The sequence below is a fragment of the Falsiroseomonas sp. genome (assembly GCF_051860665.1).
Taxonomy (GTDB): domain Bacteria; phylum Pseudomonadota; class Alphaproteobacteria; order Acetobacterales; family Acetobacteraceae; genus Falsiroseomonas.
Genome location: NZ_JBHYDM010000004.1, coordinates 212093 through 232993, shown reverse-complemented (window position 1 = coordinate 232993; position 20901 = coordinate 212093). Strand labels below are relative to the sequence as shown.

The window sequence follows — 20901 nt, the reverse complement described above, 5'->3', positions numbered from 1 at the left end:
AAGGATGGTGGCCGCAGGATGCTGAAAAGACGCGGCCTTTTTTCCACCCTGGCGTGCGCCGGCCTGCTGGCCGGCTGCGGCGCCGATTCGCCCCCCGCCGGCCGCCGCGATGCCGAGTCCGCCCGCCTGGCGGAGGGTCTCGCGACCGCGCCCGATCCGGATTACGAGGCCCTGCTGCCGCCGCCCGGCGCCGCCGATCCGCTGGCCCCGCTGGGTGCCGCGCTGCGCGCGCTGCAGGGGGGCGCGCAAGGACGCGCCCTGGTGCTGGTGCTGGGCGACAGCCACATCGCCTTTCCCCGCATGGCGGAGCGGCTGCGGGAGCATCTGCAGGCCCGCTTCGGCGCCATCGGCCCCGGCCGCATGCCACCCGGCCGCGCCAATCGCAGTTTTGTCCCGGCCGGCCTGGCGCTGGAGCAGGAGGGGGAATGGACCTCCGCCCATGCGCTGCGCGCCGCCACCCCCGGCCCCTTCGGCCTGACCGGCTACCGGCTGACCGGGGAACGCGCGGGCGACCGGATCGGCCTGCGCAGCAGCGACCTGCGCGGCTTCGACCGGCTGCACCTGGCGCTGCATTGCGGCCCGGACAGCGGCAGCTTCCGGGTCCTCGGCGCCGGCATTTCGGAGACGCCGCGCGCCAGCCGCACCCCGGCGCCGCGGCTCCGGCTGATCCGCCTCGACCTGTCGCCCGGCACGCGGGAGGTGGCGCTGGAACTGGTCGGCGACGGGCCGGTGGCGCTGCTGGGCTGGGGCATCGACCGGCGCGGCAGCGGCGTGCTGGTGGAGTCCTTCGGCATCAATGGCGCAACCCTCGCCACGCTGGACAATCGTGCGCCCGATATCCTGGCGGCGGAGCTGGCGGTGGCGCCACCGGCGCTGATCATCCTGGAATACGGCACCAACGAGGCCACCGACCGGGATTTCGATCCGGCCGCCTATGCGCTCGCCCTGTCCCGCCGCATCGCCGCGCTGCGCGCCGCCAGCCCGCGCAGCGGCATCCTGCTCATGGGCGCGCCGGATGCCGGCCGCCCGATCCGCCGCGGCCGCGGCGCCTGCCCGGTGGCGCCACTGACGGCGCTGGAGGCGGTGCGCGCCACCCAGCGCCAGGTCGCGGCGCGCGAAAGGGTGGGCTTCTTCGACTGGTCGGCGGAGGTCACCCAGGACCCCTGCCGCCTGCCCGGCCTGGTCCGTGCCGGGCTGATGCGGCCCGACCTGGTGCATTTCACTGCCGATGGCTATCGGCAGACGGCGGACCGGCTGCATGCGCATCTGCTGCGCGGCGCCGGACTCGGCCCGGCAGGCGCCTGACCGCAGCCGGATGCTCTTCCCGACCGGCCTCTTCGCGATCTTCTTCGCCGCGGTGCTCGGCCTCCACTGGCTGCTGGTGCGCCGGGCGCCGCGGCTGGTGCTGCCTTTCCTGCTGCTGGCGAATTTCGTGTTCTATTCCGCCTTCAGCCTGGCCTTCTGCATCGCGCTGCTGGCGGTGGGGCTCTGGACCTGGGCGATAGGCCGCGGCGTCGCGGACGGGCGCGGGCGCGGCCTGCTCTGGCTCGGCGTCGGCGGCGTGCTGGCCTGGCTCGGCTGGTTCAAATATGCGGGCTTCCTCATTCGGGAAACCTCGCCGATCGGGGTGGCGCTCGGCCTGCCGCCGCTGCCACTGCCCGAGATCCTGCTGCCGGTCGGCATCTCCTTCTATGTCTTCCAGGCCATCTCCTACATGGTGGACGTGCATCGCGGGGAGGCGCGGGCCGAGGCCTCGCCGCTCAAGGTGCTGGTCTACCTGACCTTCTTCCCCCACCTCGCCGCCGGCCCCATCGTGCGCGCCGCGCAATTCCTGCCGCAGCTCGCCCAGGTGCCGGACCGGTCGCGCATCCCCGTGGTCATGGGGTGCCTGCTGATCCTGGGGGGCCTCGCGAAAAAGATGCTGCTGGCGAATGAGCTGGCGACGGGGCTGGTGGACCCGGTCTTCCGCGACCCCGGCGGCTTCGGCGCCGGCGACATCCTGCTCGCCTGCTACGGCTATACCATCCAGATCTGGCTGGATTTCTCCGGCTATTCGGACATGGCGATCGGGCTCGCGGCGCTGCTCGGCTATCATTTCCCGCGCAATTTCGCGCAGCCCTTCCGCGCCCTGACTCTGTCGGACTTCTGGCGCCGCTGGCACATCTCCCTCTCCTCCTGGCTGCGCGACTATCTGTTCAAGCCGCTGGGCGGCAGCCGCGGGACGGAGGCGCAAACGCGGCGCAACCTGCTGGTCACCATGCTGCTGGGCGGCATCTGGCACGGCGCCGCCTGGACCTTCGTGATCTGGGGCGCGCTGCACGGGCTGGCGCTGGTGCTGGAGCGGGCGCTGGGCGGGCGCGCGGTGCCGGCCTCCGCCGCGGGGAAGGTGCTGCGCTGGGCCATCACCTTCCACATCGTGGTGCTGGCCTTCGTGCTGTTCCGGGCGCCCGACCTCGCCACCGTCGCCGCCCTGGCCGAAGGCCTTGCGGCGGCCGCGCCCGATGCCGCCTGGACGCCGCGCATCCTGGCCATCATGGCGCTCGGCCTTGGCCTGCATTTCGCCCCGCCGGACCTGCGCCAGCGCCTGGAATCCGCGCTGCGCCCGCTGCCCGCGCCGCTGCTCGGCCTGGTCTTCGGCCTGGCAATGCTGGCGATCATCCTGGCAGCGCCGGAGGGCGTGGCGCCCTTCATCTACTTCCAGTTCTGAGGTCTTTCGAACATGCCCCAGCCCTGGCTGACCGATGCGCCGAGCGACCTGCCGGATGATTTCTCGCCGCGCAGCGCCACGCTGCCGGCCGGGCGGGCGGTGCTGGTCGTGGGCCTCGCTCTGCTGGTCTTCGCCGCCGGCCGCTCGGGCGCCATCCTGGACGCCGCCTATGGCCTGCCGCTGGCGCCGGGGACCGAGGCGCTGATCGCCCTGGCCGAGGCCTGGGACGGCGCCACGACCGCGCTCGGCATCCCCGCCGCGACGGAGGCCGTGGCCGCGTTCCTCTCCGCTGGCCGCTGAGCCAGCAGGCCCTGCAGCCCCTCCCACCAGCTTCGATAGCCCTCCGCCGTCGGATGCACGCCATCCGCCGTGGGGGTGGTGCAGCGGGAGACGCGGCCGCGATGCAGGGCCGGCAGATGCGCCAGCGCCGCATCGGCCTGGACCTGGCTGTCCAGCAGCGCCCGGTCCAGCAGGCGGCTTGCGGTTTCCAGCGCCGGATCGCGCGGGAAGCAGCCCGGGGTGGCCCAGATGGTGCGCGCCGCCGGCCAGCGTTCCATCACCGCCGCGATCTGGCGCGGATAGGCTTCCGCCGCCTCCGGACCCAGGCCGCGCAGATCGTTGGTGCCGAAGACCAGCACCAGCCGCCCGACGCAGCGCGGCGCCTGCTGGCGCAGCCAGGGCAGGCCGGCGCCGGTCTGGGCCACCACCTCATAGCCGGCGGCCCGCGCATAGGGCGCCATGCCCACCGCCAGGCTGTCGCCCAGCAGCAGGTCCGGGCAGGCCCAGGCGGGGGCGGGGAGCAGCAGCCCGGCCAGGACGAGGAGGCGTCGCAGCTTTGCGGTCACGCCCGGGCTTCTGCCACCGCCCCGGCTAACCGAGGATGAAGCCACCGCCTTGCAGCGGGTGACCGGCCGCGCCCATATCCCGTCCATGGACCTCGATTTCACCGAGGCGGAGCTCCGCCGCTATTCGCGCCACATCCTGCTGGAGGAGGTGGGCGCGATCGGCCAGGCGAAGCTGCGCGCCGCGCGCGTCCTGCTTGTGGGCGCCGGGGGCCTCGGCTCGCCCCTGGCGCTGTATCTCGCCGCCGCCGGCATCGGCACGCTGGGCATCATCGATGACGACCAGCTGGAACTGTCCAACCTGCAGCGCCAGGTGGCCCACAGCACGACCCGAATCGGCCGCAACAAGGCCGAGAGCGCGGCGGAGACGATCGGCGCCCTGAACCCCGAGACACGGGTGGAGATCCATGCCCGGCGCCTCGATGCCGACTGGGCCTGGGCGAATGTGCAGAACTACGACCTGGTCTGCGACGGCACGGACAATTTCGGCACGCGCTTCCTGCTCGGCGATGCCTGCCACCTGCTGGGCCGGCCGCTGGTCTCCGCCGCCGTGCTGCGCTTCGAGGGCCAGCTTTCCGTCTTCCGCAGCCATGAGGGCGCGCCGCACCCCTGCCACCGCTGCCTGCATCCGGAACCGCCGCCGGATGGCCTCGTGCCCACCTGTTCCGAGGCCGGGGTGCTGGGCGCCGTCACCGGCGTGATGGGCACGCTGCAGGCGACGGAGGTGCTGAAGCTGGTCCTCGGCATCGGCGAGGGTCTTTCGGGCCGCCTGCTGCTCTGGGATGCGCTGGACATGCGCTTCCGCACCGTGAAGCTGCGGCGCGACCCGGCCTGTCCGCTCTGCGGCGAAAACCCGACCATCCACGACCTCTCCGCCCATGCGACGCCAGTCGCGCCGGCCTGCGCGGTGTGAGCCCGCCGCTCGGCATCCTGCTGCTCTCCGGCACGCATGACCGGGCGCATTACGCGCTTGTGCTGGCCACCGGCGCGGCGGCGATCGGGCGGGAGGTGGTGCTTTTCGCCAGCAACCAGGGCTGCCGCCTCCTGCTGGCGCAGACGCCGCTGCGGGCCGATGCGCGTGAAACCCTGCTGGCGGAGCGTGGCGTGGCGACCCTGGCCGCCCTGCTGGAAGCGGCGGAGGAGCTGGGCATCCGCCGCATCGCCTGCGAGGCCGGGCTGCGGGCGGAAGGCCTGGCGGAGGCCGGCCTGGCCCCCGGCGTGGAGGTGGCCGGGGTGGTGACCTTCCTGGCGGCGGTGGGTGACGGCCAGATCGCCACAGTGTAGCCGCCGCGACCCACCTGCGCGCTTGACCCGACACGGCAGGATGGGGGAGGGATCGGGGCATGGTCCCTGTCCGCCCAGCCCTGCTCGCCCCAGCTCTGCTTGCCCCAGCTCTGCTTGCCCTGGCCTTGCTCGTGCTGTCGCTGCTCGCCCTGGCAGGCCTGGCGCCGGTCTGGGTGGCCGGGGCGCAGGCGCAATCCAGCCTGGCCCCGAACCAGGGCAACCTGCCGCCGCCGCGGCCCGCCACCCCGGCGGCGCCCCGGCTGGTGCCCTCGGAACAGCCCCGTTCCCTGGCCCTGCCGCCGAACCGGCCGGCCACCCCGTCCGGCCAGACCCCGTCCCAGTCCCAGTCCCAGGCCCAGTCCCAGGCCCCGTCCCAGGCCCAGGCCCCCTCGCAGCCGGCCAGCCGCCCCGCCGCGCCGCGGCCCAGCCAGGCGCAGCCCAGCACGCCGGCCCGGCCGCAGGCGCCAGCCGCCAACCGTCCCGGCCAGCCCGCGCCGACCATCGGCCGCGCCCCGCCGCCCGCCAATCGCCGCCCGGCCGCCACAGGCGCGGCCGCGGGGGCAGCCGCCGCCGGGGCGGCTGCCGGGGCCGCCGCCGCCACGGCCCGGCCGCCGGAGCCCGCCTTGCCCGCCAGCCCGCCTCCCATCCCGCCGGTCGGCTCGGTCACCGGCCTGCCCCTGCCGCGCTTCGCCGCGCTGCGCTCGGACGAGGTGAATATGCGGGTGGGGCCTTCCACCAGCTATCCGATCGAATGGACCTTCCAGCGGCGCGACCTGCCGGTTCAGATCATCGGCGAGTTTCAGCTCTGGCGCCGCATCCGCGACGCCGATGGCACGGAGGGCTGGGTGCATTCCTCCACCCTGGCCGGTCGCCGCACCGTGCTGGTGCGCCCCGCCGCCCCGGCGCCGGAGGCCACGCTGCGCCGCCGGCCGGAGGAGACGGCCAATGCCGTGGCGCGCCTGCGCCCCGGCGTCATCGGCCGCATCCGCGAATGCGCCGCCGGCGCCCCCTGGTGCGAGGTCCAGGTCGCCAATCATCGCGGATATCTGCGCCGCGCCGAGATTTGGGGCGTGGGACTCGAGGAAGAGATCAAATAGGCTGTCCGTCATGCCCGACGACGCCCCCCTCCCCGCCCCCGCCACCCATGACATCGGCGGCGCGCCCCGCTTCCGCTGCACCCCGGTGGAGCCGGACGACGCGGCGCCGCCCGATGATTTCGGCAAGCGCGTCGATGCGCTGCGGCAGCTGCTCGCCCAGCGCGGGCTGATGTCGGTGGATGAGCTGCGCCGCGGGGTGGAGGCGATTCCGGAGGCCGAGTACCACGCCCTCGGCTATTACGAGCGCTGGCTGCGCTCGATCTCCGGCCTGATGCTGGAGAAGGGCGTGGTTACGGCGGAGGATCTGCGCGGATGACGAATTTCGCACCCGGTGCCCGCATCCGCGTCCGCGCCGACTATCCCGAGACCCGCGGCCCCTGCCATATCCGCACGCCGCATTACCTGCGCGGCCGCGAAGGCGTGGTGGAACGCCCGCTCGGCGCCTTCCGCAATCCGGAGGACCTGGCCTTCGCCCGGCCCGCCGCCACCATCCCGCTGTACCATGTGCGCTTCGACCAGCCCTCCCTGTGGAACGAGGGCGAGGCCGGGGACACGGTGCTGGTCGAGCTCTACGAGCATTGGCTGGAGCCTGCCGCCTGATGGCCCATGACCCGAGCCCCGAAAGCGTCGCGCTGCTGGCGCGCTTCACCGCGGCGCTGGCCGCCCGCGGCATCGTGACGGAGGCGCAGATCGCGGAGCAGATCGAGCGCACCGACCGCGCCGATCCGCGCATCGGCGCCGCCATGGTGGCGCGCGCCTGGACCGACCCCGCCTACCACGCGCTGATGCTGCGCGATGGCAGCGCAGCCGCCGAGGCGATGGGCGTTTCCATGGCCGGGGCGCCGCCGCTCGGCGTGCTGGCGGATGCGCCGGGGCTGCATCACCTGGTGGTCTGCACACTGTGCTCCTGCTACCCGCGCGCGGTGCTCGGCTATCCGCCGCATTGGTACAAATCCGCCGCCTATCGGGCGCGGGCCATCCGCGACCCGCGCGGCGTTCTGGCCGAATGGGGCACCAGCCTGCCGGAGGCGACGCAGATCCGCGTGGTCGACAGCACCGCCGATTTTCGGTGGATGGTGCTGCCCACCCGCCCCGCGGGCACGGAGGGCTGGGACGCGGCGCGGCTGGCGGGGCTGGTGACGCGGGACGTGCTGGTCGGCACGCGGCTGCCCGCCATCTGATCACGGCTGCGAGAGAGCGCGCGCCGCAACCAGTCCTGCTGCGTTGCACGCGCGACTGATCGGCCCTTGGCCGCGTCACGCCACCTGCCGGGACCGACAAGACATGATTTCTGCCGCCTGGGCGCCGCGCCTGCTGTCCCTCCTCCGCATCGTCGCCGGGCTGCTGTTCCTGGCACATGGCACGCAGAAGCTGCTGGGCTTCCCGGCCTCCGCCAGCGGCGGGGGCCCCGAGATGCTGAGCCTGCCCTGGATTGCCGGCGTGATCGAACTGGTGGCGGGCGCGCTGATCACCCTCGGCCTCTTCACCCGCCCGGCCGCCTTCCTCGCTTCCGGCACCATGGCCTTCGCCTATTGGCTGGCGCATGCGCCGCGCGACTTCTTCCCGGTGAACAATGGCGGCGACGCGGCCATCCTCTTCTGCTTCGTCTTCCTCTACCTGGCCGCGGCGGGCGCCGGGCCCTGGAGCCTGGACGCCAACCGCCGAGGCTGAGTTTTCAGCGCATCACCACCCCGAAATGCGGCGCCAGCACATGGGTGCAGAAGGCGCGCTCGAAGCCCGGGCGGTGGTGCAGGCCGGGTGACGCGGGGCGGGCGCGCCAGATGCTGTGCGCGCCGCCGAAGAAGTCGAAGCCATGGGCCGAGACCGGCCGGCCGGCAAAGGCCGCGAAGAAGATCAGCGCCCGCAGGCCGGTGGTCGCCGCTGAATAGCTCAGCGCCACGCTGAGCCGCGCCAGCTCGTGCGGCAGCGGGCAATGGCGGGCCGGCCGGCCCTCGATCAGGATCGGTGCCGGCGGGCCGGGATCGGCGCCGGCATAGCCGGTGAGCCAGGCGCTGCGAAAGCTGGCATGCCGCGCCGCCAATTCGCCGGCGATGCGGGATTTCAGGGCCTGCACGAAGAAAACGATATCGGTCCGGCGGCCCAGATCGGCCTCCCGCCCCGCCAGCATGGGGAAGTTGCAGCGCACGACCAGCGGCAGGGCATCCAGCGCCGCCCCCTGACCGCGGCCTGCCAGGCTGGGGCCATTGCCGATGACGGCCACCGCCGCCGCCTGGCCGACCGCGGCATGGAAGGCGGCGGCGGCCGGCTCCGCCTCCGCCTGCCGCCGGATCAGGCGCGCCGCCGTCTCCCGCACCTGACGCACGAAGGCTTCGGGCTCCACCGGCAGCAGGGCCTGCCCCAGCCGCTGCGCGAAAAGCAGCGCCAGGCTGTCCCGGGTGACGGAGGGCCGCAGGGCGGCGAGCCGCAGTGCCACCGGACCGGCCTCCGGCGCGGGATCGGTGGCGGCCACCATCAGCCAGGCCAGCGCGGCCTCCGGATGGTGGGGTCTTCGCGCCAGATCCTCCAGGGCGAGGCGGCCGGCGGCGGCCGCATCGCCCTGCCGCTGCCGGATCTCGATCAGCGCCGCGCGCGCCAACCCATCCGCCGGGTGGTCCCGGCACAGATCCTCCAGCACCCCGGCGGCCATGGCGGGGTCGAGTTGATGGGCCGTGCTGAGCAGGTCGATGCGCGCGGGGCCTGGGGGTGCCGCCAGATAGACGGCGCGCAGCAGCGGGCCGCGTTCCGCCGGCCGCGCCTTGCGGAGCCGCGCCAGCAGATCCTGGCCGCCTGAGGCCTCGCCCACCCTGCCATCCCCCCATCCCTGGCCGGCTCCATCCCGGCGGCGGGCAGCATAGGGTCAGGTCGTCGGCGGGTGCCATTCCCGCTGCGCGGCGGCCATCAGCCGCGCCAGGAGGGAGTCGCTCGTGGGATTGTCCGGCCGGTCGGCGGCGGCCGGGATCAGCAACTGCTCGCCATGCATCAGGCCGTCCTTCGGCTTCCAGCCGATGAAATCCAGGATGTCCTGGTGCAGCAGCCCGGCCAGCAACTCCCCGGCCACGCTGTCGCTGCGGTAGTGCAGGCCCAGCACCTCCCGGTTGATGGCGATGCGATGCGCCAGCGGCAGCAGCAGCGGGCGGGAGGGATGACGCTCCGGCAGCACATCCGCCAGCAGCCGCGCCACCAGGTGGGATTCGGTGGCATGGCCGCTGGGGAAGGCGGCATGGCCAGGCACCTGCACCGCCGGCAGCAGCATGGGACAGAGCTCGGAGGGGCGGGCGCGGTTGAAGATGTGCTTGTAGTGCATCACCGCCAGCTCACCGATGGCCAGGGCGAGCGTGCAGAGCCGCGTGGTCTCGCGATGCGAATCCGCGGTGAAGCCGGCCAGCGCCTGGAAATAGGGGATGATGCCCTGGCGCTGCGCCAGCGCCTCGCCCTGCACGCCGTCGCGGAAGGCGACGAGATCCGCGAGCATGCCAAGCTCGCACGCCGTCCCGTCCGCATCCGGCAGCAGCGCCCGCAGCGCCTTCTCATGCTTCGTCCAGGCCGCGGCGGCGGCGAATTCGCCCATCGCCACCACGGCCAGGTTGTTGAAGGTCCAGCCGGAGAAGACGCTCTCGGTCGGCAGGTAGCGCTGCAGCTCCGCGGCCAGCGCGCCGCTGGCTGTCTTCGAATCGGCCGGCCCCTCGGGAAAGCCGCGCCGCAGCAGCGTCGCCGCATTGGCCACGCCGTTCCACGGCGGCTGCGCCTCCAGCAGATCGTCCAGCGAAGGCAGCGGATGCACCCGCGGGGCGGGATGGCCGCGCCAGATCACGCTGGCCCCGCCATCCGCCGCCGGGGCCTGCTCCACGCTGGGCCAGGGGGAGACGCCCATCGGCCGCAGCGCACCGCCGGTGGCGACCACGGCGGCCAGGCCCTCCGCCCCATTGGCCCCGTTCGCACCATTGGCGCCATTCGCACCATTGGCGCCATTCGCCCCGTTGGCGCCATTCGCGCCGTTGAACGCATCCATCACCCCGCCTCCCTCATCCCGGTCATGTCGGCACGCCGCTGCGGCTCAGCGCGCCCAGCAGCTGGTCGGCCAGCGCCGGATCGGCGAAGGGCTGGCGCTCGGCGGCATAGCGGCTGACGCGGAAGCCGGGCTCGCAGGCCAGCATCTGCGCCGCCGCCCCCCGCGCCGCCGCCGCATCGCCCAGCGCATCGAGTGCCGCGATCAGGATGCGATGCGCGGAGGTGAAGCCGGGGCTGTCGGCCAGCGAGAGACGCATGCTGCGCACCGCCCCCGCATGGTCGCCGCTGACATGCTGGGCGAGGCCCACGAAGAACTGGAAGTAGTAGCGGTCCGCCCCGAGGGGCGAGAGCGCATAGCCATGCTGCGCCGCCGGCAGCGCCTCCGCCGCGCGGCCGAGATAGGAGAGCGAGGCGCTCCGCAGCGCCCAGGCCAGGGCATGCCCCGGCCCCACCTGCACGGCGCGGTCGAGATGCGGCAGCGCGCTGGCCGGGTCGCGCAGGTGGTAGGCGCGGTAGTGGCCGCTGATGGCGTGGCCGAGCGCATTGTTGGGATCGAGCTGCACCGCGCGCGCGGCCAGCGCCTGCACGCTGGCGGCATCCGCCGCCGGGTCGCGGCTCCAGGCCTGGCCCACCGCCAGGCTGTGCCATTGCGCCGCCCAGGCGGCCGGCACGGCATAGGCCGGATCCTCCCGCATCGCCGCCGTCAGGTGGTGTTCCGCCGTCTCGAAGCGGGCGCGCTGCAGCCCGTCCAGCGCATGCATGGCGCGCAGCGTATGGTCGTAGGAGGTGAGGCTCCCGGGCGGCTTGCGCAGCGCGCGCCGCAGCTCCGCGGCGCGGATGCTGGGCGCGATGCCGGCCACGGCGCGCGCGGCGAGTTCGTCCTGCAGCGCGAAGATGTCGCGCTCCGCCACCTCGAAGCGGTCCTGCCAGATCTCCTCGCCGCCCTCGGTCTCGGCCAGCCGCGCGGCCAGCCGCAGCCCACCGCCGGCGCGCTTCACGCTGCCCGTCAGCACGAAGCGCACGCCGAGGATGCGGCCGATGGCGCAGGGGTCGTGCGGCCCCGCGCGCCAGCCCAGCGTGGCGCCGCGCGCGATGACGGAAAGATCGCGCAGCGCGGCGAGCGAGAGCACGATGTCATCGACGATGCCATCGGCGAAATAGGCCTCCACATCGCCGGCGGCGGCCCCCTCGAAGGGCATCACGGCGATGGAGGGGCGGCCGGCGGGCGGGCTGCGGCGCGGCACCCGCGGCGGCGTCGCGGGATGCCGGATGAAGGCCTCGACCGGCGTTGCGATATTGCGCAGCGAAAGCGGGCCGATCGGCACAAGGCCGGGGTCGGGGTCGAGCGCCGCGCGCACCGCCTCGGTCATGGCGAGGCCGCCGGGCGGGGCGTGTTCCTGCAGCCGCGTCGCGATATTGACGCAGGCACCGTAGATATCCTCGCCCTCCGTCACCACGCGGCCGGCATCGAGGCCGATGCGGAAGGCGATCGGCGGCGCCTCCGGCCGGTCCTGCGCCTGCACCGCCTGCTGCACCGCCAGCGCCCAGCCCTGCGCCGCCAGGGCTTCGGCGAATTCCACGGTCACGCCATCGCCGGTGGATTTCAGGAAGCGGCAGCCCCAGGCCTCCGCCAGCGGGCGCAACGTGCCGGTGAGCAGGCGCATCCAGGCGGAATGGGTGGCCGCCGGCGCCACCTCCATCAGGATGGTATAGCCGACCATATCGGCGACCGCGACGGCGCAGGCGCGCGGCCCCTCGCCGCCCATCCGCACTGCACCCCGCCTGCCGCGGAAAGCCATCCCTTGGGCCGCTCCCGCTCCGCTGCTCGCCACGGAGCGAAAGCCTCCCACTCTTATTATCGTTGCGCAATGGAAAATTGCCGGTCAGCCTGGGACCTGGAACGAGGCCGGATGGGCCGGAGCGAGGTGCGCGATGCTGACCCGCGGGGTGGTCCACCTGGCCGAGCCGCTGCCGCGGCGCGACCACGAAGCGCTGCTGCAGGCGGTGCGCGCGCATCTCGACCTCGATGCGGCCGCGCCCCTGCGGCTCGACTATGAATGCGCGGCGCGGGATCGCACGGATCCGGCGGCGCCCATGCTGCAGATCGGCATCGCCGTGCCGACCGCGCAGCTGACCGCCCGGGCACGCCGGCGGATCGAGCCCGATCCGCTGATCGGCCCGGCGGATCTCTGGACGCCCTATGCCGCCGGCGGCGGCCTGTTCGGCGACCGGGCACGGGCGCATGCGGCGATGGGGGCGGAGGAGGTGGCGGAGCCCGGGCTCGGGGCCGGGATCAATGTGGCGATCCTGGACTACGGCATCGACCAGGGCTGGCTGCAGCAATGGCGCCGCGCCGCCTTCGGGGCCCGGTCCGCCGCGGCCGAGAAGCTGGCCGGCTGGCCCCGCTTCGTCCCGATCGGCCGCGGCCGGCGGATCTGGATCAATCCCGGCGATGCGCCGCCCGATGGGCTGACGCATGGCCATATGATCGCGCGCAATGTCCTGTCGATTGCGCCCGCGGCGCGCATCTGGGATGTGCCGCTGCTGCCGGATACCATGCTCGGCCCGCCCAGCATCTCACTCGCCCGCGCCATCCTGCTGCGCATGCTGCGCCATATCCGGCGCGGCCATAAGATGGCGCGGGGCGAGAAGCAGTCGCTGGCGGGGCGCTGGATCCTGGTGAATGCCTGGGGCGCCTTCGACCCCTTGCACCTCGACCCGCCCGGGACGCCGGATGAGCCGGCCTATTGGAACGACGCGCAGCACCGCTTCAACCGCGACATGCTGGCCTTCGAGGAGGCCGGCATCGACATGGTCTTCGCCGCCGGCAATTGCGGCGAGCCCGGCGCGCATCCGCGCTGCGGCGAGACCTCCATCGGCCCGGGCCGCAGCATCACGGGGGTGAATGCGCATCCCGCCGTGCTGACGGTCGGCGCGGTGCGGTCGGATGGCCTGCCCATCGGCCCCTCCGCCCAGGCGCCGGGCGCCCTGGCCGGGCTCTGGGCGAAGCGGCTGGGCGAGGGCAAGGAGACCGGGCTGCCGATGACGCTGCAAGCCAGGCTTGAGCCGGAGGCGGACGACCCCCGCGCCAAGCCTGATCTCTGCGCCCCGAGCCATTTCCATGACGAATGGTCCGCCGACCGCGCCAATACCGGCAGCTCCGCCGCCTGCGGCCTGGTCGGCGGCGCGCTGGCGGCGCTGCGCGGGCTGGAACGGGCGCAGGGCAAGCCGCCGCGCAGCCCGGGCGAGCTGCGCGCCGTGCTGCGGCGGACCGCGCGGCGGCCGCCGGGGGCCGGCCACGACCCGCGCCTCGGCTGGGGCATCGTCGACCTGGCGGCCGCGCGCCACGCGCTCGGGCTGTGAGCGGCGGCAGGACGCGGGAGGGCGCGGCGCCGGGCCTCCTCCCGGCGCTGGCCGCGATGCCCGAATTCCGCGACCTGCCGGAGGCCGCGCTGCACCGCCTGGCCCGCGGCGCCACCACGCTGCGCCTGGCCGAGGACGCCAGCCTCATCCGCCGCGGCGATCCCTCGGATGCGCTCTTCGTGCTGCTGCAGGGCCGGCTGCGCGTCTCCGCCGCCTCCGTCGAGGGGCGCATGGTCACCTTCCGGCTGGTCGAGCCGGTGGATCTCGTGGGCGAGATCGGCGTGCTGGATTCCGGCCCGCGCACGGCCGATGTGGAGGCGGTGGCACCCTGCCTGCTGGTGCGGCTGCCGCGGGAGGCGGTGCTGGCCGCGCTGCGCGAGGAGCCGGCACTGGCCAGCGCCATGCTGCGCCTGCTCTGCCGCCGGCTGCGCGAGACCTCCACGGGGCTGGAGCAATTGGCGACGCTGCGCCTGCCGGCACGGCTCGCCGCCGTGCTGCTGCGCCTGGCCGGCGGCTATGGCCGGCCCGCCCCCGGCGGCGGCGTGCTGCTGCCCATGCGCCTGTCGCAATCCGACCTCAGCATGCTGGCCGCCGCGACGCGGGAGGCGGTGAACAAGCAGCTCGCGGCCTGGCGCGCCGAGGGGCTGGTGGAGCTGCGCGCGGGCCAGATGGTGCTGCGCGACCCCGCCGCGCTCGGCGCCATCGAAGGCTGAAGGCGCGCGCCACGACCAATGCGGGCCTGTGAGCTGCTTCACAGACCGGAACCCCGCCCCCGCCGCATCCTTGCCGCATCGGAACAAGGAGCGGGGCGATGTCGGGAACAGCAAGATCGATGCATGGGGCGGGGCTGCGCGGCCTCGCGGCCGGGGCCAATCCGGGGCAGCCCTATGGCCGCTTCGGGCCGATGTTCGACACGGCACCGCCCTGCCCCAACCTGCCGGAGGCGGGCCTCGCGGATCTCGCCGCGACCATGCTCAAGGCGGATCCGGGCGGGCCGATCACCGCGACGCAGCCGGCCGACGAGAACGACCTGATCCCGTCGGGCTATACCTATTTCGGCCAGTTCGTCGACCACGACATCAGCTTCGACCCGACGCCGCTCGGCGCCAGCCAGGCGGATCGCGAGGCGCTGGTGGATTTCCGCTCGCCGGCGCTCGACCTCGACAGCCTCTATGGCCGCGGCCCGCTGGACCAGCCCTACCTGTATGAGCGCGACGGGCTGCGCCTGCGGCTGGGGCGGGAGATGAACACGCTGGCGCCGCCGATCTCCGCCGTGATCGGCGCGCGGCACGACATCCTGCGCCTGGCCGACGGCACCGCGGTGCTGGGCGACAAGCGCAATGACGAGAACAAGATCGTCAGCCAGATTCATGAGGCCTTCATCGCCCTGCACAACAAGGTGGTGGCCAGCGATGCGCTGCTCGACGCTTTTGGCGCGGATGTCTCGACAACCGCGGCGCGCTTCGCCGCCGCCGCCAGCATCGTCCGCTGGCACTACCAATGGGTGGTGCTGCACGACTATCTCGGCCGCATCTGCGAGCCCGGCATGGTGGAGGAGGTGCTGAACGAGGGCGGCACGCCGCGGCTGCAGCACTATCTGAAGGCGGATGCGACGCATCCCTATATGCCGCTGGAATTCGCCGGCGCGGCCTTCCGCTTCGGCCATTCCATGGTGCGGCCGAACTACGCGCTGAACGCGCTGGTCATCGCGCCGCCCGGCCAGGACAATACGCGCGAGCGCATCCCCACCTTCAGCCGCGACCGCAGCCCGACCGCCAATATGAACGGCGGCGGCATGGACCTGCCGGATTTCTGGGGCATCGACTGGTCCTTCTTCCTGGACCAGGTGCCGCTGCGGCCGGGCGGGACCATGGTGGGCGACCGGGCCGCCGTCATCCCGCAGCCTTCCTTCCGGATCGACGCGCTGCTGGCGGAGCCGCTGGGCGACCTGCCGGAATTCTTCGACGCGGCGCGGCCACCGGGCAGCCCGGCCAGCATCGTGGGCAACCTCGCCTTCCGCAACCTGAAGCGCGGCCAGCAGCTGCGCCTGCCCTCGGGGCAGGAGGTGGCGCGGCAGATGGGCATCCTGCCGCTGGAGGACGACGTGCTCTGGTCCGCCGGCTCGCGCCTCGCCGCCACGGCGGCGCTGACGCCGGCGGAGCGCGCGGCGCTGGAGCAGACCGCCGCGCGGCGGCAGGCCTTTCGCACGCGCTGGGTCGGCAGCCCGGACGGGCTGCCCGGCGGCCAGGCGCCGCTTTGGTACTACGTGCTGCGCGAGGCCGAGCACTTTGGCGCGACGCAGCCGCAGCGGCCGGGCAGCGCCTTCGGCGGGCAGCACCTGGGCCCGGTGGGCAGCCGCATCCTGGCGGAGACCTTCATCGGCCTGCTCTGGCTGGACCGGGCGTCCTTCCTGCACAGCAGCCGGGGCTTCCGCCCGCTGCCGGCGATCAGCGGCGGTGGCCGGCTGACGCTGGGGCGCCTGATCAGCTTCGCACTGTCATGAGCGCCGCCCTGACCTGCGCCGGCACGGCGCTGCTCGCCATCCTGCTGCTGGCCGGCGCGGGCGAGGATCCGCTCGCCGGCACCCTGGCGCTCGGGCTGAACCTGCTGGCGGTCGCCGGGCTGCTCGCGGCGATCAGCCTGGCGATCACCGGCCGCGCCCTGGGTTTCGCCCTGGGCGGGCTCAACCGCTACAGCATCTCGCGCGTCCAGATGGGGCTCTGGACCGTGGTGGTGGTGGGCCTGCTGCTGACGGCGGCGGAGCGCAACCTGCTGGTGGCGGCGGCGCCGGATGCGCTGAACATCGCGCTGCCCGGGGCGCTGCTGGCGGCGGTGGGCATCTCCTTCGCCAGCGGCGCGGCGGCGCCCGCCATCGTGGCGCTGCGCGGCCATGCCACGGCCGAGGCGACGCCGGAGCAGCTGGCGGCCGCGGCCAGCCGCGGCGGCGGGCCGAACCGCGACCCGGCCGGGCTGACCGCGCGGGGCCAGGTCCTCGGCAACCAGGATGCGCAGGATGCCTGCTGGCGGGACCTGTTCAGCGGCGACGAGGCGGCGGGCTTCGGGCGGGTCGATCTCTCCAAGGTGCAGCAGGGGCTGCTGACGCTGGTGATCCTCGGCATCTACCTGGTCAGCTGCGCCACCCATTTCACCGGCACCGCCGCCATCACCGAACTGCCCATATTCGGCGAGAGCTCGGCGCAGCTGCTGGCGCTGAGCCATGGCGGCTACCTGGCCTTCAAGGCGGTGCCGAAGCCGGATGCCGGCGCGCCGCAGGCGGCGAACCGGGCCTGATGGGCCTTGGCCGGGCGGGGCGGCTTGACGGCGGGCGGCGGATGGCGGAACCATTCTTGCGCAAAGCAAGAATGACCGAGGACACGTGCAGGACCCCCCGCGGACGCGCCGCCAGACGCGCGCCGCCATCCTCTCCCGGCTGCTCGCGACCGCCGAGGGGCTGCACCGCCCGCGCCTCGCCGCCGCCTGCCGCCTGACCGAAGGCAGCATCTCCCGCATCCTGGCGGAGCTGCGCGCCGAGGGGCTGGTGCAGGAGCCGCGGCGGCCGACGCCCTATCCGGGCGGCCCCTCCTCCATCGTCACGCTGAACCCGGATCTGCGCGTGGCGGCGCTGGAATTCGCCAATGACCGGCTGGGCTTCGGCCTCGCCAACCTGCTGGGCGAGGTCGATACCGCCACCCGCCTGCCGCTGCCCGCCGGCGCCGGCGCGGCACAGGTGGCGGCGGCGGTGGCGGAGGCGGTGGACAGCCTTGCCGCCTGGTGCGCCGCCCGTGGCCTGGCGCCGCGGCAGCTTGCCGTCTCCCTCCCCGGCTACCGGCCCGGCGGGCCCAATCCCATCCTCGCGCTGGATGCGGCGGCGCTGCAGGCGCGGCTGCGTCAGGCCTTCCCCGGCGTTCCTCTTGCCCTGTGCAACACGGCCACGGCCCAGGCCGCGATCCATCTGCAGGGGCCCGGCAGCGCCATCACGGACCGGCACCTGTTCCTCTATCTCGGCCATGGCGTCGGCGCCGCCTGGGTGGATCCGGTGGAGGCCGGCCAGCCGATCCGCGCGGTGGAACTGGGCCATGCCGTGGTCGATCCCGAAGGCCCCGCCTGCCGCTGCGGCCATCGCGGCTGCCTGGAGGCGCATGCCTCCACCGCCGCGCTGGCCCGGATAACCGAGGTGGACGAAGCCGCGCTGGTCGCCGCCGGCCCCGGCTGGCCCGCCTTGACCCGCCTGACCGCCCGCCGGCAGGAGGCCCTGCGCCGCGTGCTGCGCCAGACCGGCATCGCGCTCGGCAATGCGCTGAACGCCGCGGGGCCGGCCCGGCTGGCGGTCTGCGGCTGGCCGGCGGCGCTGCCGCCCGATCTGCGCGCGGCACTGGAACAGGGCGTGGATGCCAGCCTCTTCGGCGGCTTCGCCGATCGCGTCGCCTTCCTGCAGCCGGCGATGGGACAGGAACCGGCGGCGGCGCTGGCCCATGCGGTGCACGTGCTGCTGCGCATGGGCGGCCTGCCGCCTGCCGAGGAGATGCCGGCCGAAGGGCCGGCCGAGACACCGCCGGCGCGCCGCGCCGGCTGAGGAACCGATGGGAGAAACGAGGATGCGTCGCGGAACGGGTTGGATGCTGGCCTTGCTGGCCTCGGTGGCGCTGGCGCTGCCGGCGGGGGCGCAGAGCGTGCTGCGGGTGAAGCCTTCCTCCGATGTGCGGGTGATGGACCCGCATCTCGGCTCCGACAGCATGGCCCGCAACATGGGCTACATGGTCTATGACACGCTGTTCGCCGTGGACGCCGATCTGCGGGTGCGGCCGCAGATGGTGGAAAGCTGGACCAGCGAGGAGGCCGGCCGCGTCTGGCGCTTCCGCCTGCGCGAAGGCCTGGTCTTCCATGATGGCGCGCCGGTCACCTCGGCCGATGTGGTCGCCTCGCTGCGCCGCTGGGCGCAGAATGACGGGCTCGGCCAGCAGCTGATCGCCCGCGGCGCGGTCTTCGAGGCATCCTCCCCGCGCGACTTCTCCCTGACCCTGAACGCGCCCTGGGGCATGGTGCTGGAGGCGCTGGGCAAGCCCGGCGCGCCGGTGCCCTTCATCATGCCGGAGCGCCTGGCGCAGACGCCGGCCAGCCGCGCCGTGACGGAAACGATCGGCAGCGGCCCCTTCCGCTTCGTCGCCAGCGAATGGCGCGCCGGCGATCGCCTGGTCTTCGCCCGCCATGCCGGCTACCAGCCGCGCGGCGAGGCGCCCAGCGGCCTGGCCGGCGGCAAGACGCCGCGCTTCGACCGGGTGGAATGGATGATCCTGCCCGACCAGCAGACCTCGCTGGACGCGCTGCGCCAGGGGCTGATCGATATCGCGGAGGATATCCCGGCGGATCTGCTGGCGGTGCTGCGGCGCGACCGCAATATCGTCATCGCCAACCAGGATGCGCTGGGCGTGGCGCAGCAGATCCGGCTGAACACCACCCAGCCGCCCTTCGACAACCCGCAGCTGCGCCGGGCGCTGCTGGAGGCGGTGGACGGGCGGGATTTCCTGGCCGCGGTGACCACGGACCCCAGCCAGGGTCGCGTCTGCAACAGCTGGTTCGTCTGCTCCTCCCCCTGGCATACCGAGGCCGGATGGCCGCGGCCCAACCTGGAACGCGCGCGCCAGCTGGTGCGCGACAGCGGCTATGACGGCACGCCCGCCGTGCTGCTGAACGCCGCGGAGAACACCAATATCAACGCCTTCACCCTGGTGGCCGACCAGCTGCTGCGCAGCATCGGCATCCGCACCGATGTGCAGGCCATGGACTGGGCCACGGTGGTGGCCCGGCGGCAGAGCCGGGAGCCGGTGGGACGCGGAGGCTGGAGCATCTTCATCTCCGGCCCCGGCGGGCTCGACATGATGGAGCCGGTCAGCCACCTCGGCCTGCGCTCCAACTGCGAACGCGCCTGGTTCGGCTGGCCCTGCGATGCCGAGATCGAGCGCCTGCGCGCCGCCTTCGCCGATGCGCAGGACGAGGCGGCCAAGCGCGAGATCGCGGCGCGGATCCAGGCCCGCGCGCTGGAGACGGTGCCCTATGTGCCGATCGGGGTGCAGTACCAGCTGCGCGCCCATCGCGCGAACCTCGACGGCCTGCTGAGCCCGCCGGCGCCGGTCTACTGGAACGTCAGCCGGCGCTGAGGCGGAGGGTTACCGCCGGGCTGGAGACCGTCCGGCGGCAGCCGCCAGGAAGGCCAGGAAGCGCGGGTCGCCGGCATAGGCGACATTGACCCGCATCTGCGCCGGACGCCGCCGGTCGCCGCGTTCCGGCCGGAAGATGGCGCCGGGGGCCAGGAAGATGTCCTCGGCCGAGGCGCGGTGGCAGACCTCCGCCTCGTCCAGCCCCTCCGGGAAGGGCACCCACAGGTACAGGCCGCCGCCGGGCGGCCGCGGCACGGGCCAGCCGGCCTCGGCGAGGCTGGCGACCGCGAGCGTCGTCGCCGCCTCCACACGCTGCCGCAGGCGGCGCAGATGCCGCAGGTAGTGGCCGCCCTGGATGAGATGGGCGACGAAGCGTTCGGCATAGGTGGAGGTGGAGACCACCGTCAGCATCTTCACGTCGTTCAGCGCCGCCACCATGGCGGGCGCGGCCGCCAGGTAGCCCACCCGCAGCGAGGCCGAGAGGGTTTTCGAGAATGTGCCGATGCTGATCACCCGGCGCAGGCCATCCAGCGCGGCCAGGCGCGTGCTGGCCGCGGGCAGGATATCGGCGAAGGGGTCGCATTCCACGATGGTCACGCCATGGCGCTCCGCCGCCTGCAGCACGCGATGCGCGATGGCGGCCGACAGCGTCCCGCCGGTGGGATTATGCGCGAGCGACTGGGTGAAGAAGGCCCTGGGCCGGTGCCGGGCCATCAGGGCCAGCAGCGCATCCGGGTCCGGCCCATCCGGCAGGCGCGGCACGCCCACCGCCCGCAGCCGCGCCAACTGCAGCTTGCCGAACAGGGGATAGTAGCCGGGGTCATCCACCAGCACCGTATCGCCCGGCTCCGCGATGTGGCGGATGACCAGGTCGAGCGCGTGATTGGCGCCCATGGTGGTCAGGACCTGTTCGGGCGCGCAGGAAATGCCGCGCTCCACCAGCGACAGGGCGATGCGCTCGCGCAGCGGCAGGAAGCCCCAGGAGCTGCCATAGCCATGCTCCAGGCTGCCGCCGGGCCGCCACTTGCCACCGGCGAACTGGGCGGAAAGCTCCGATCCCTCCATCCAGGCCGGTGGCGGGCGGCCATCGCCGGGGCGCACCTTGTGCTGCGCCTCCAGCTGTTCGCGGAGCAGGGAGACGGTGTCGATCGCCTCGGCCAGGTGCGGCGGCACGCGGGCGCGGGCCAGGCGGGCGGTGCCGGTGGCGAAGGTGCCGGCGCCGCGCCGCGTCTCCAGATGGCCGGAGGCGACCAGGCGGTCATAGGCCTCCGCCATGGTGTTCTTGGAAACGCCGTGATCCTCCGCCGCGCGGCGGACGGAGGCGAGCCTTTCGCCCGGCTTCAGCAGGCCGCGCTCGATGGCATCCGCGACGCGTTCGACAATCTCATCGACGCGCGTCGGCGGGCGTTCCCTGTCCTGCACGCGCCCCCTGCCCGACGGTTGTG

Annotated in this window: 20 protein-coding genes; 15 read left to right on the top strand and 5 right to left on the bottom strand. The window is 73.8% G+C overall.

Translation table 11 applies throughout. The features are described from left to right. Nucleotides 1–18: 18 nt before the first annotated feature. Both ACTIF1_RS06210 and ACTIF1_RS06205 read left to right on the top strand, forming a co-directional pair. On the top strand, nt 19–1305 hold the full coding sequence (locus tag ACTIF1_RS06210; protein WP_439595514.1) for a GDSL-type esterase/lipase family protein: 1287 nt from the start codon (nt 19–21) through the stop codon (nt 1303–1305). Next, nucleotides 1259–2707: an MBOAT family O-acyltransferase gene (locus ACTIF1_RS06205; RefSeq protein ID WP_439595513.1), complete on the top strand. Its 1449-nt coding sequence runs from the start codon at nt 1259–1261 to the stop codon at nt 2705–2707. The genes ACTIF1_RS06210 and ACTIF1_RS06205 overlap by 47 nt, the downstream gene beginning before the upstream one ends. Before the next feature lie 167 nt (nt 2708–2874). On the opposite strand, the gene ACTIF1_RS06200 is transcribed toward ACTIF1_RS06205, so the two are convergent. Beyond that, entirely contained in the window at nt 2875–3552 is a 678-nt protein-coding gene (locus tag ACTIF1_RS06200) for an SGNH/GDSL hydrolase family protein (RefSeq protein WP_439595512.1), read from the bottom strand. An 85-nt stretch (nt 3553–3637) separates the two neighbouring features. On the opposite strand from ACTIF1_RS06200, the gene ACTIF1_RS06195 reads away from it, so the two are divergent. The 7 genes from ACTIF1_RS06195 (at nt 3638) to ACTIF1_RS06165 (ending at nt 7601) form a co-directional block, all read left to right on the top strand. Continuing rightward, entirely contained in the window at nt 3638–4462 is an 825-nt protein-coding gene (locus ACTIF1_RS06195) for a HesA/MoeB/ThiF family protein (RefSeq protein ID WP_439595511.1), read from the top strand. After that, nucleotides 4459–4833, top strand: coding sequence for a DsrE/DsrF/DrsH-like family protein (locus ACTIF1_RS06190; RefSeq protein ID WP_439595510.1), 375 nt, complete (start codon nt 4459–4461; stop codon nt 4831–4833). Before ACTIF1_RS06195 ends, ACTIF1_RS06190 begins: the two co-directional genes overlap by 4 nt. 131 nt (nt 4834–4964) lie before the next feature. Then, nucleotides 4965–5930, top strand: a complete 966-nt coding sequence (locus ACTIF1_RS06185) for an SH3 domain-containing protein (RefSeq protein ID WP_439595616.1) — start codon at nt 4965–4967, stop codon at nt 5928–5930. A gap of 10 nt (nt 5931–5940) precedes the next feature. Beyond that, on the top strand, nt 5941–6246 hold the full coding sequence (locus tag ACTIF1_RS06180) for a nitrile hydratase (RefSeq protein WP_439595509.1): 306 nt from the start codon (nt 5941–5943) through the stop codon (nt 6244–6246). Continuing rightward, nucleotides 6243–6530 (top strand): SH3-like domain-containing protein, encoded by a 288-nt coding sequence (locus ACTIF1_RS06175; RefSeq protein ID WP_439595508.1) that lies wholly within the window; start codon nt 6243–6245, stop codon nt 6528–6530. The genes ACTIF1_RS06180 and ACTIF1_RS06175 overlap by 4 nt, the downstream gene beginning before the upstream one ends. After that, complete coding sequence (locus tag ACTIF1_RS06170; RefSeq protein WP_439595507.1) at nt 6530–7111, top strand: nitrile hydratase subunit alpha; 582 nt, start codon at nt 6530–6532, stop codon at nt 7109–7111. Before ACTIF1_RS06175 ends, ACTIF1_RS06170 begins: the two co-directional genes overlap by 1 nt. A 103-nt stretch (nt 7112–7214) precedes the next feature. Then, nucleotides 7215–7601 (top strand): DoxX family protein, encoded by a 387-nt coding sequence (locus ACTIF1_RS06165; protein ID WP_439595506.1) that lies wholly within the window; start codon nt 7215–7217, stop codon nt 7599–7601. A 4-nt stretch (nt 7602–7605) separates the two neighbouring features. Here the strand turns inward: ACTIF1_RS06165 and ACTIF1_RS06160 are convergent, their stop codons facing one another. The 3 genes from ACTIF1_RS06160 to ACTIF1_RS06150 are packed head-to-tail and all read right to left on the bottom strand — an operon-like array spanning nt 7606 to nt 11704. Continuing rightward, complete coding sequence (locus ACTIF1_RS06160; protein ID WP_439595505.1) at nt 7606–8733, bottom strand: glycosyltransferase family 29 protein; 1128 nt, start codon at nt 8731–8733, stop codon at nt 7606–7608. A gap of 54 nt (nt 8734–8787) precedes the next feature. Further along, a complete protein-coding gene (locus ACTIF1_RS06155) occupies nt 8788–9939 on the bottom strand; it encodes a phosphatase PAP2 family protein (RefSeq protein ID WP_439595504.1) in 1152 nt (383 codons plus the stop codon). 22 nt (nt 9940–9961) lie between these two features. Next, on the bottom strand, nt 9962–11704 hold the full coding sequence (locus tag ACTIF1_RS06150) for an adenylate/guanylate cyclase domain-containing protein (protein WP_439595615.1): 1743 nt from the start codon (nt 11702–11704) through the stop codon (nt 9962–9964). Nucleotides 11705–11870: 166 nt separating this feature from the next. Here ACTIF1_RS06150 and ACTIF1_RS06145 point away from each other — a divergent pair, with 166 nt between their 5' ends. From ACTIF1_RS06145 to ACTIF1_RS06120, 6 genes are all read left to right on the top strand, one after another. Continuing rightward, a complete protein-coding gene (locus tag ACTIF1_RS06145; protein ID WP_439595503.1) occupies nt 11871–13301 on the top strand; it encodes a S8 family serine peptidase in 1431 nt (476 codons plus the stop codon). A 56-nt stretch (nt 13302–13357) separates the two neighbouring features. Further along, complete coding sequence (locus ACTIF1_RS06140) at nt 13358–14014, top strand: Crp/Fnr family transcriptional regulator (RefSeq protein ID WP_439595502.1); 657 nt, start codon at nt 13358–13360, stop codon at nt 14012–14014. 98 nt (nt 14015–14112) lie between these two features. Then, complete coding sequence (locus tag ACTIF1_RS06135; RefSeq protein ID WP_439595501.1) at nt 14113–15804, top strand: peroxidase family protein; 1692 nt, start codon at nt 14113–14115, stop codon at nt 15802–15804. Beyond that, on the top strand, nt 15801–16592 hold the full coding sequence (locus tag ACTIF1_RS06130; protein WP_439595500.1) for a hypothetical protein: 792 nt from the start codon (nt 15801–15803) through the stop codon (nt 16590–16592). The genes ACTIF1_RS06135 and ACTIF1_RS06130 overlap by 4 nt, the downstream gene beginning before the upstream one ends. Nucleotides 16593–16677: 85 nt before the next feature. Then, entirely contained in the window at nt 16678–17874 is a 1197-nt protein-coding gene (locus ACTIF1_RS06125) for an ROK family protein (RefSeq protein WP_439595499.1), read from the top strand. Nucleotides 17875–17917: 43 nt separating this feature from the next. Further along, a complete protein-coding gene (locus ACTIF1_RS06120; RefSeq protein ID WP_439595498.1) occupies nt 17918–19456 on the top strand; it encodes an ABC transporter substrate-binding protein in 1539 nt (512 codons plus the stop codon). Between the two features lie 9 nt (nt 19457–19465). On the opposite strand, the gene ACTIF1_RS06115 is transcribed toward ACTIF1_RS06120, so the two are convergent. Further along, a complete protein-coding gene (locus ACTIF1_RS06115) occupies nt 19466–20878 on the bottom strand; it encodes a PLP-dependent aminotransferase family protein (RefSeq protein ID WP_439595497.1) in 1413 nt (470 codons plus the stop codon). Nucleotides 20879–20901 lie beyond the last annotated feature (23 nt).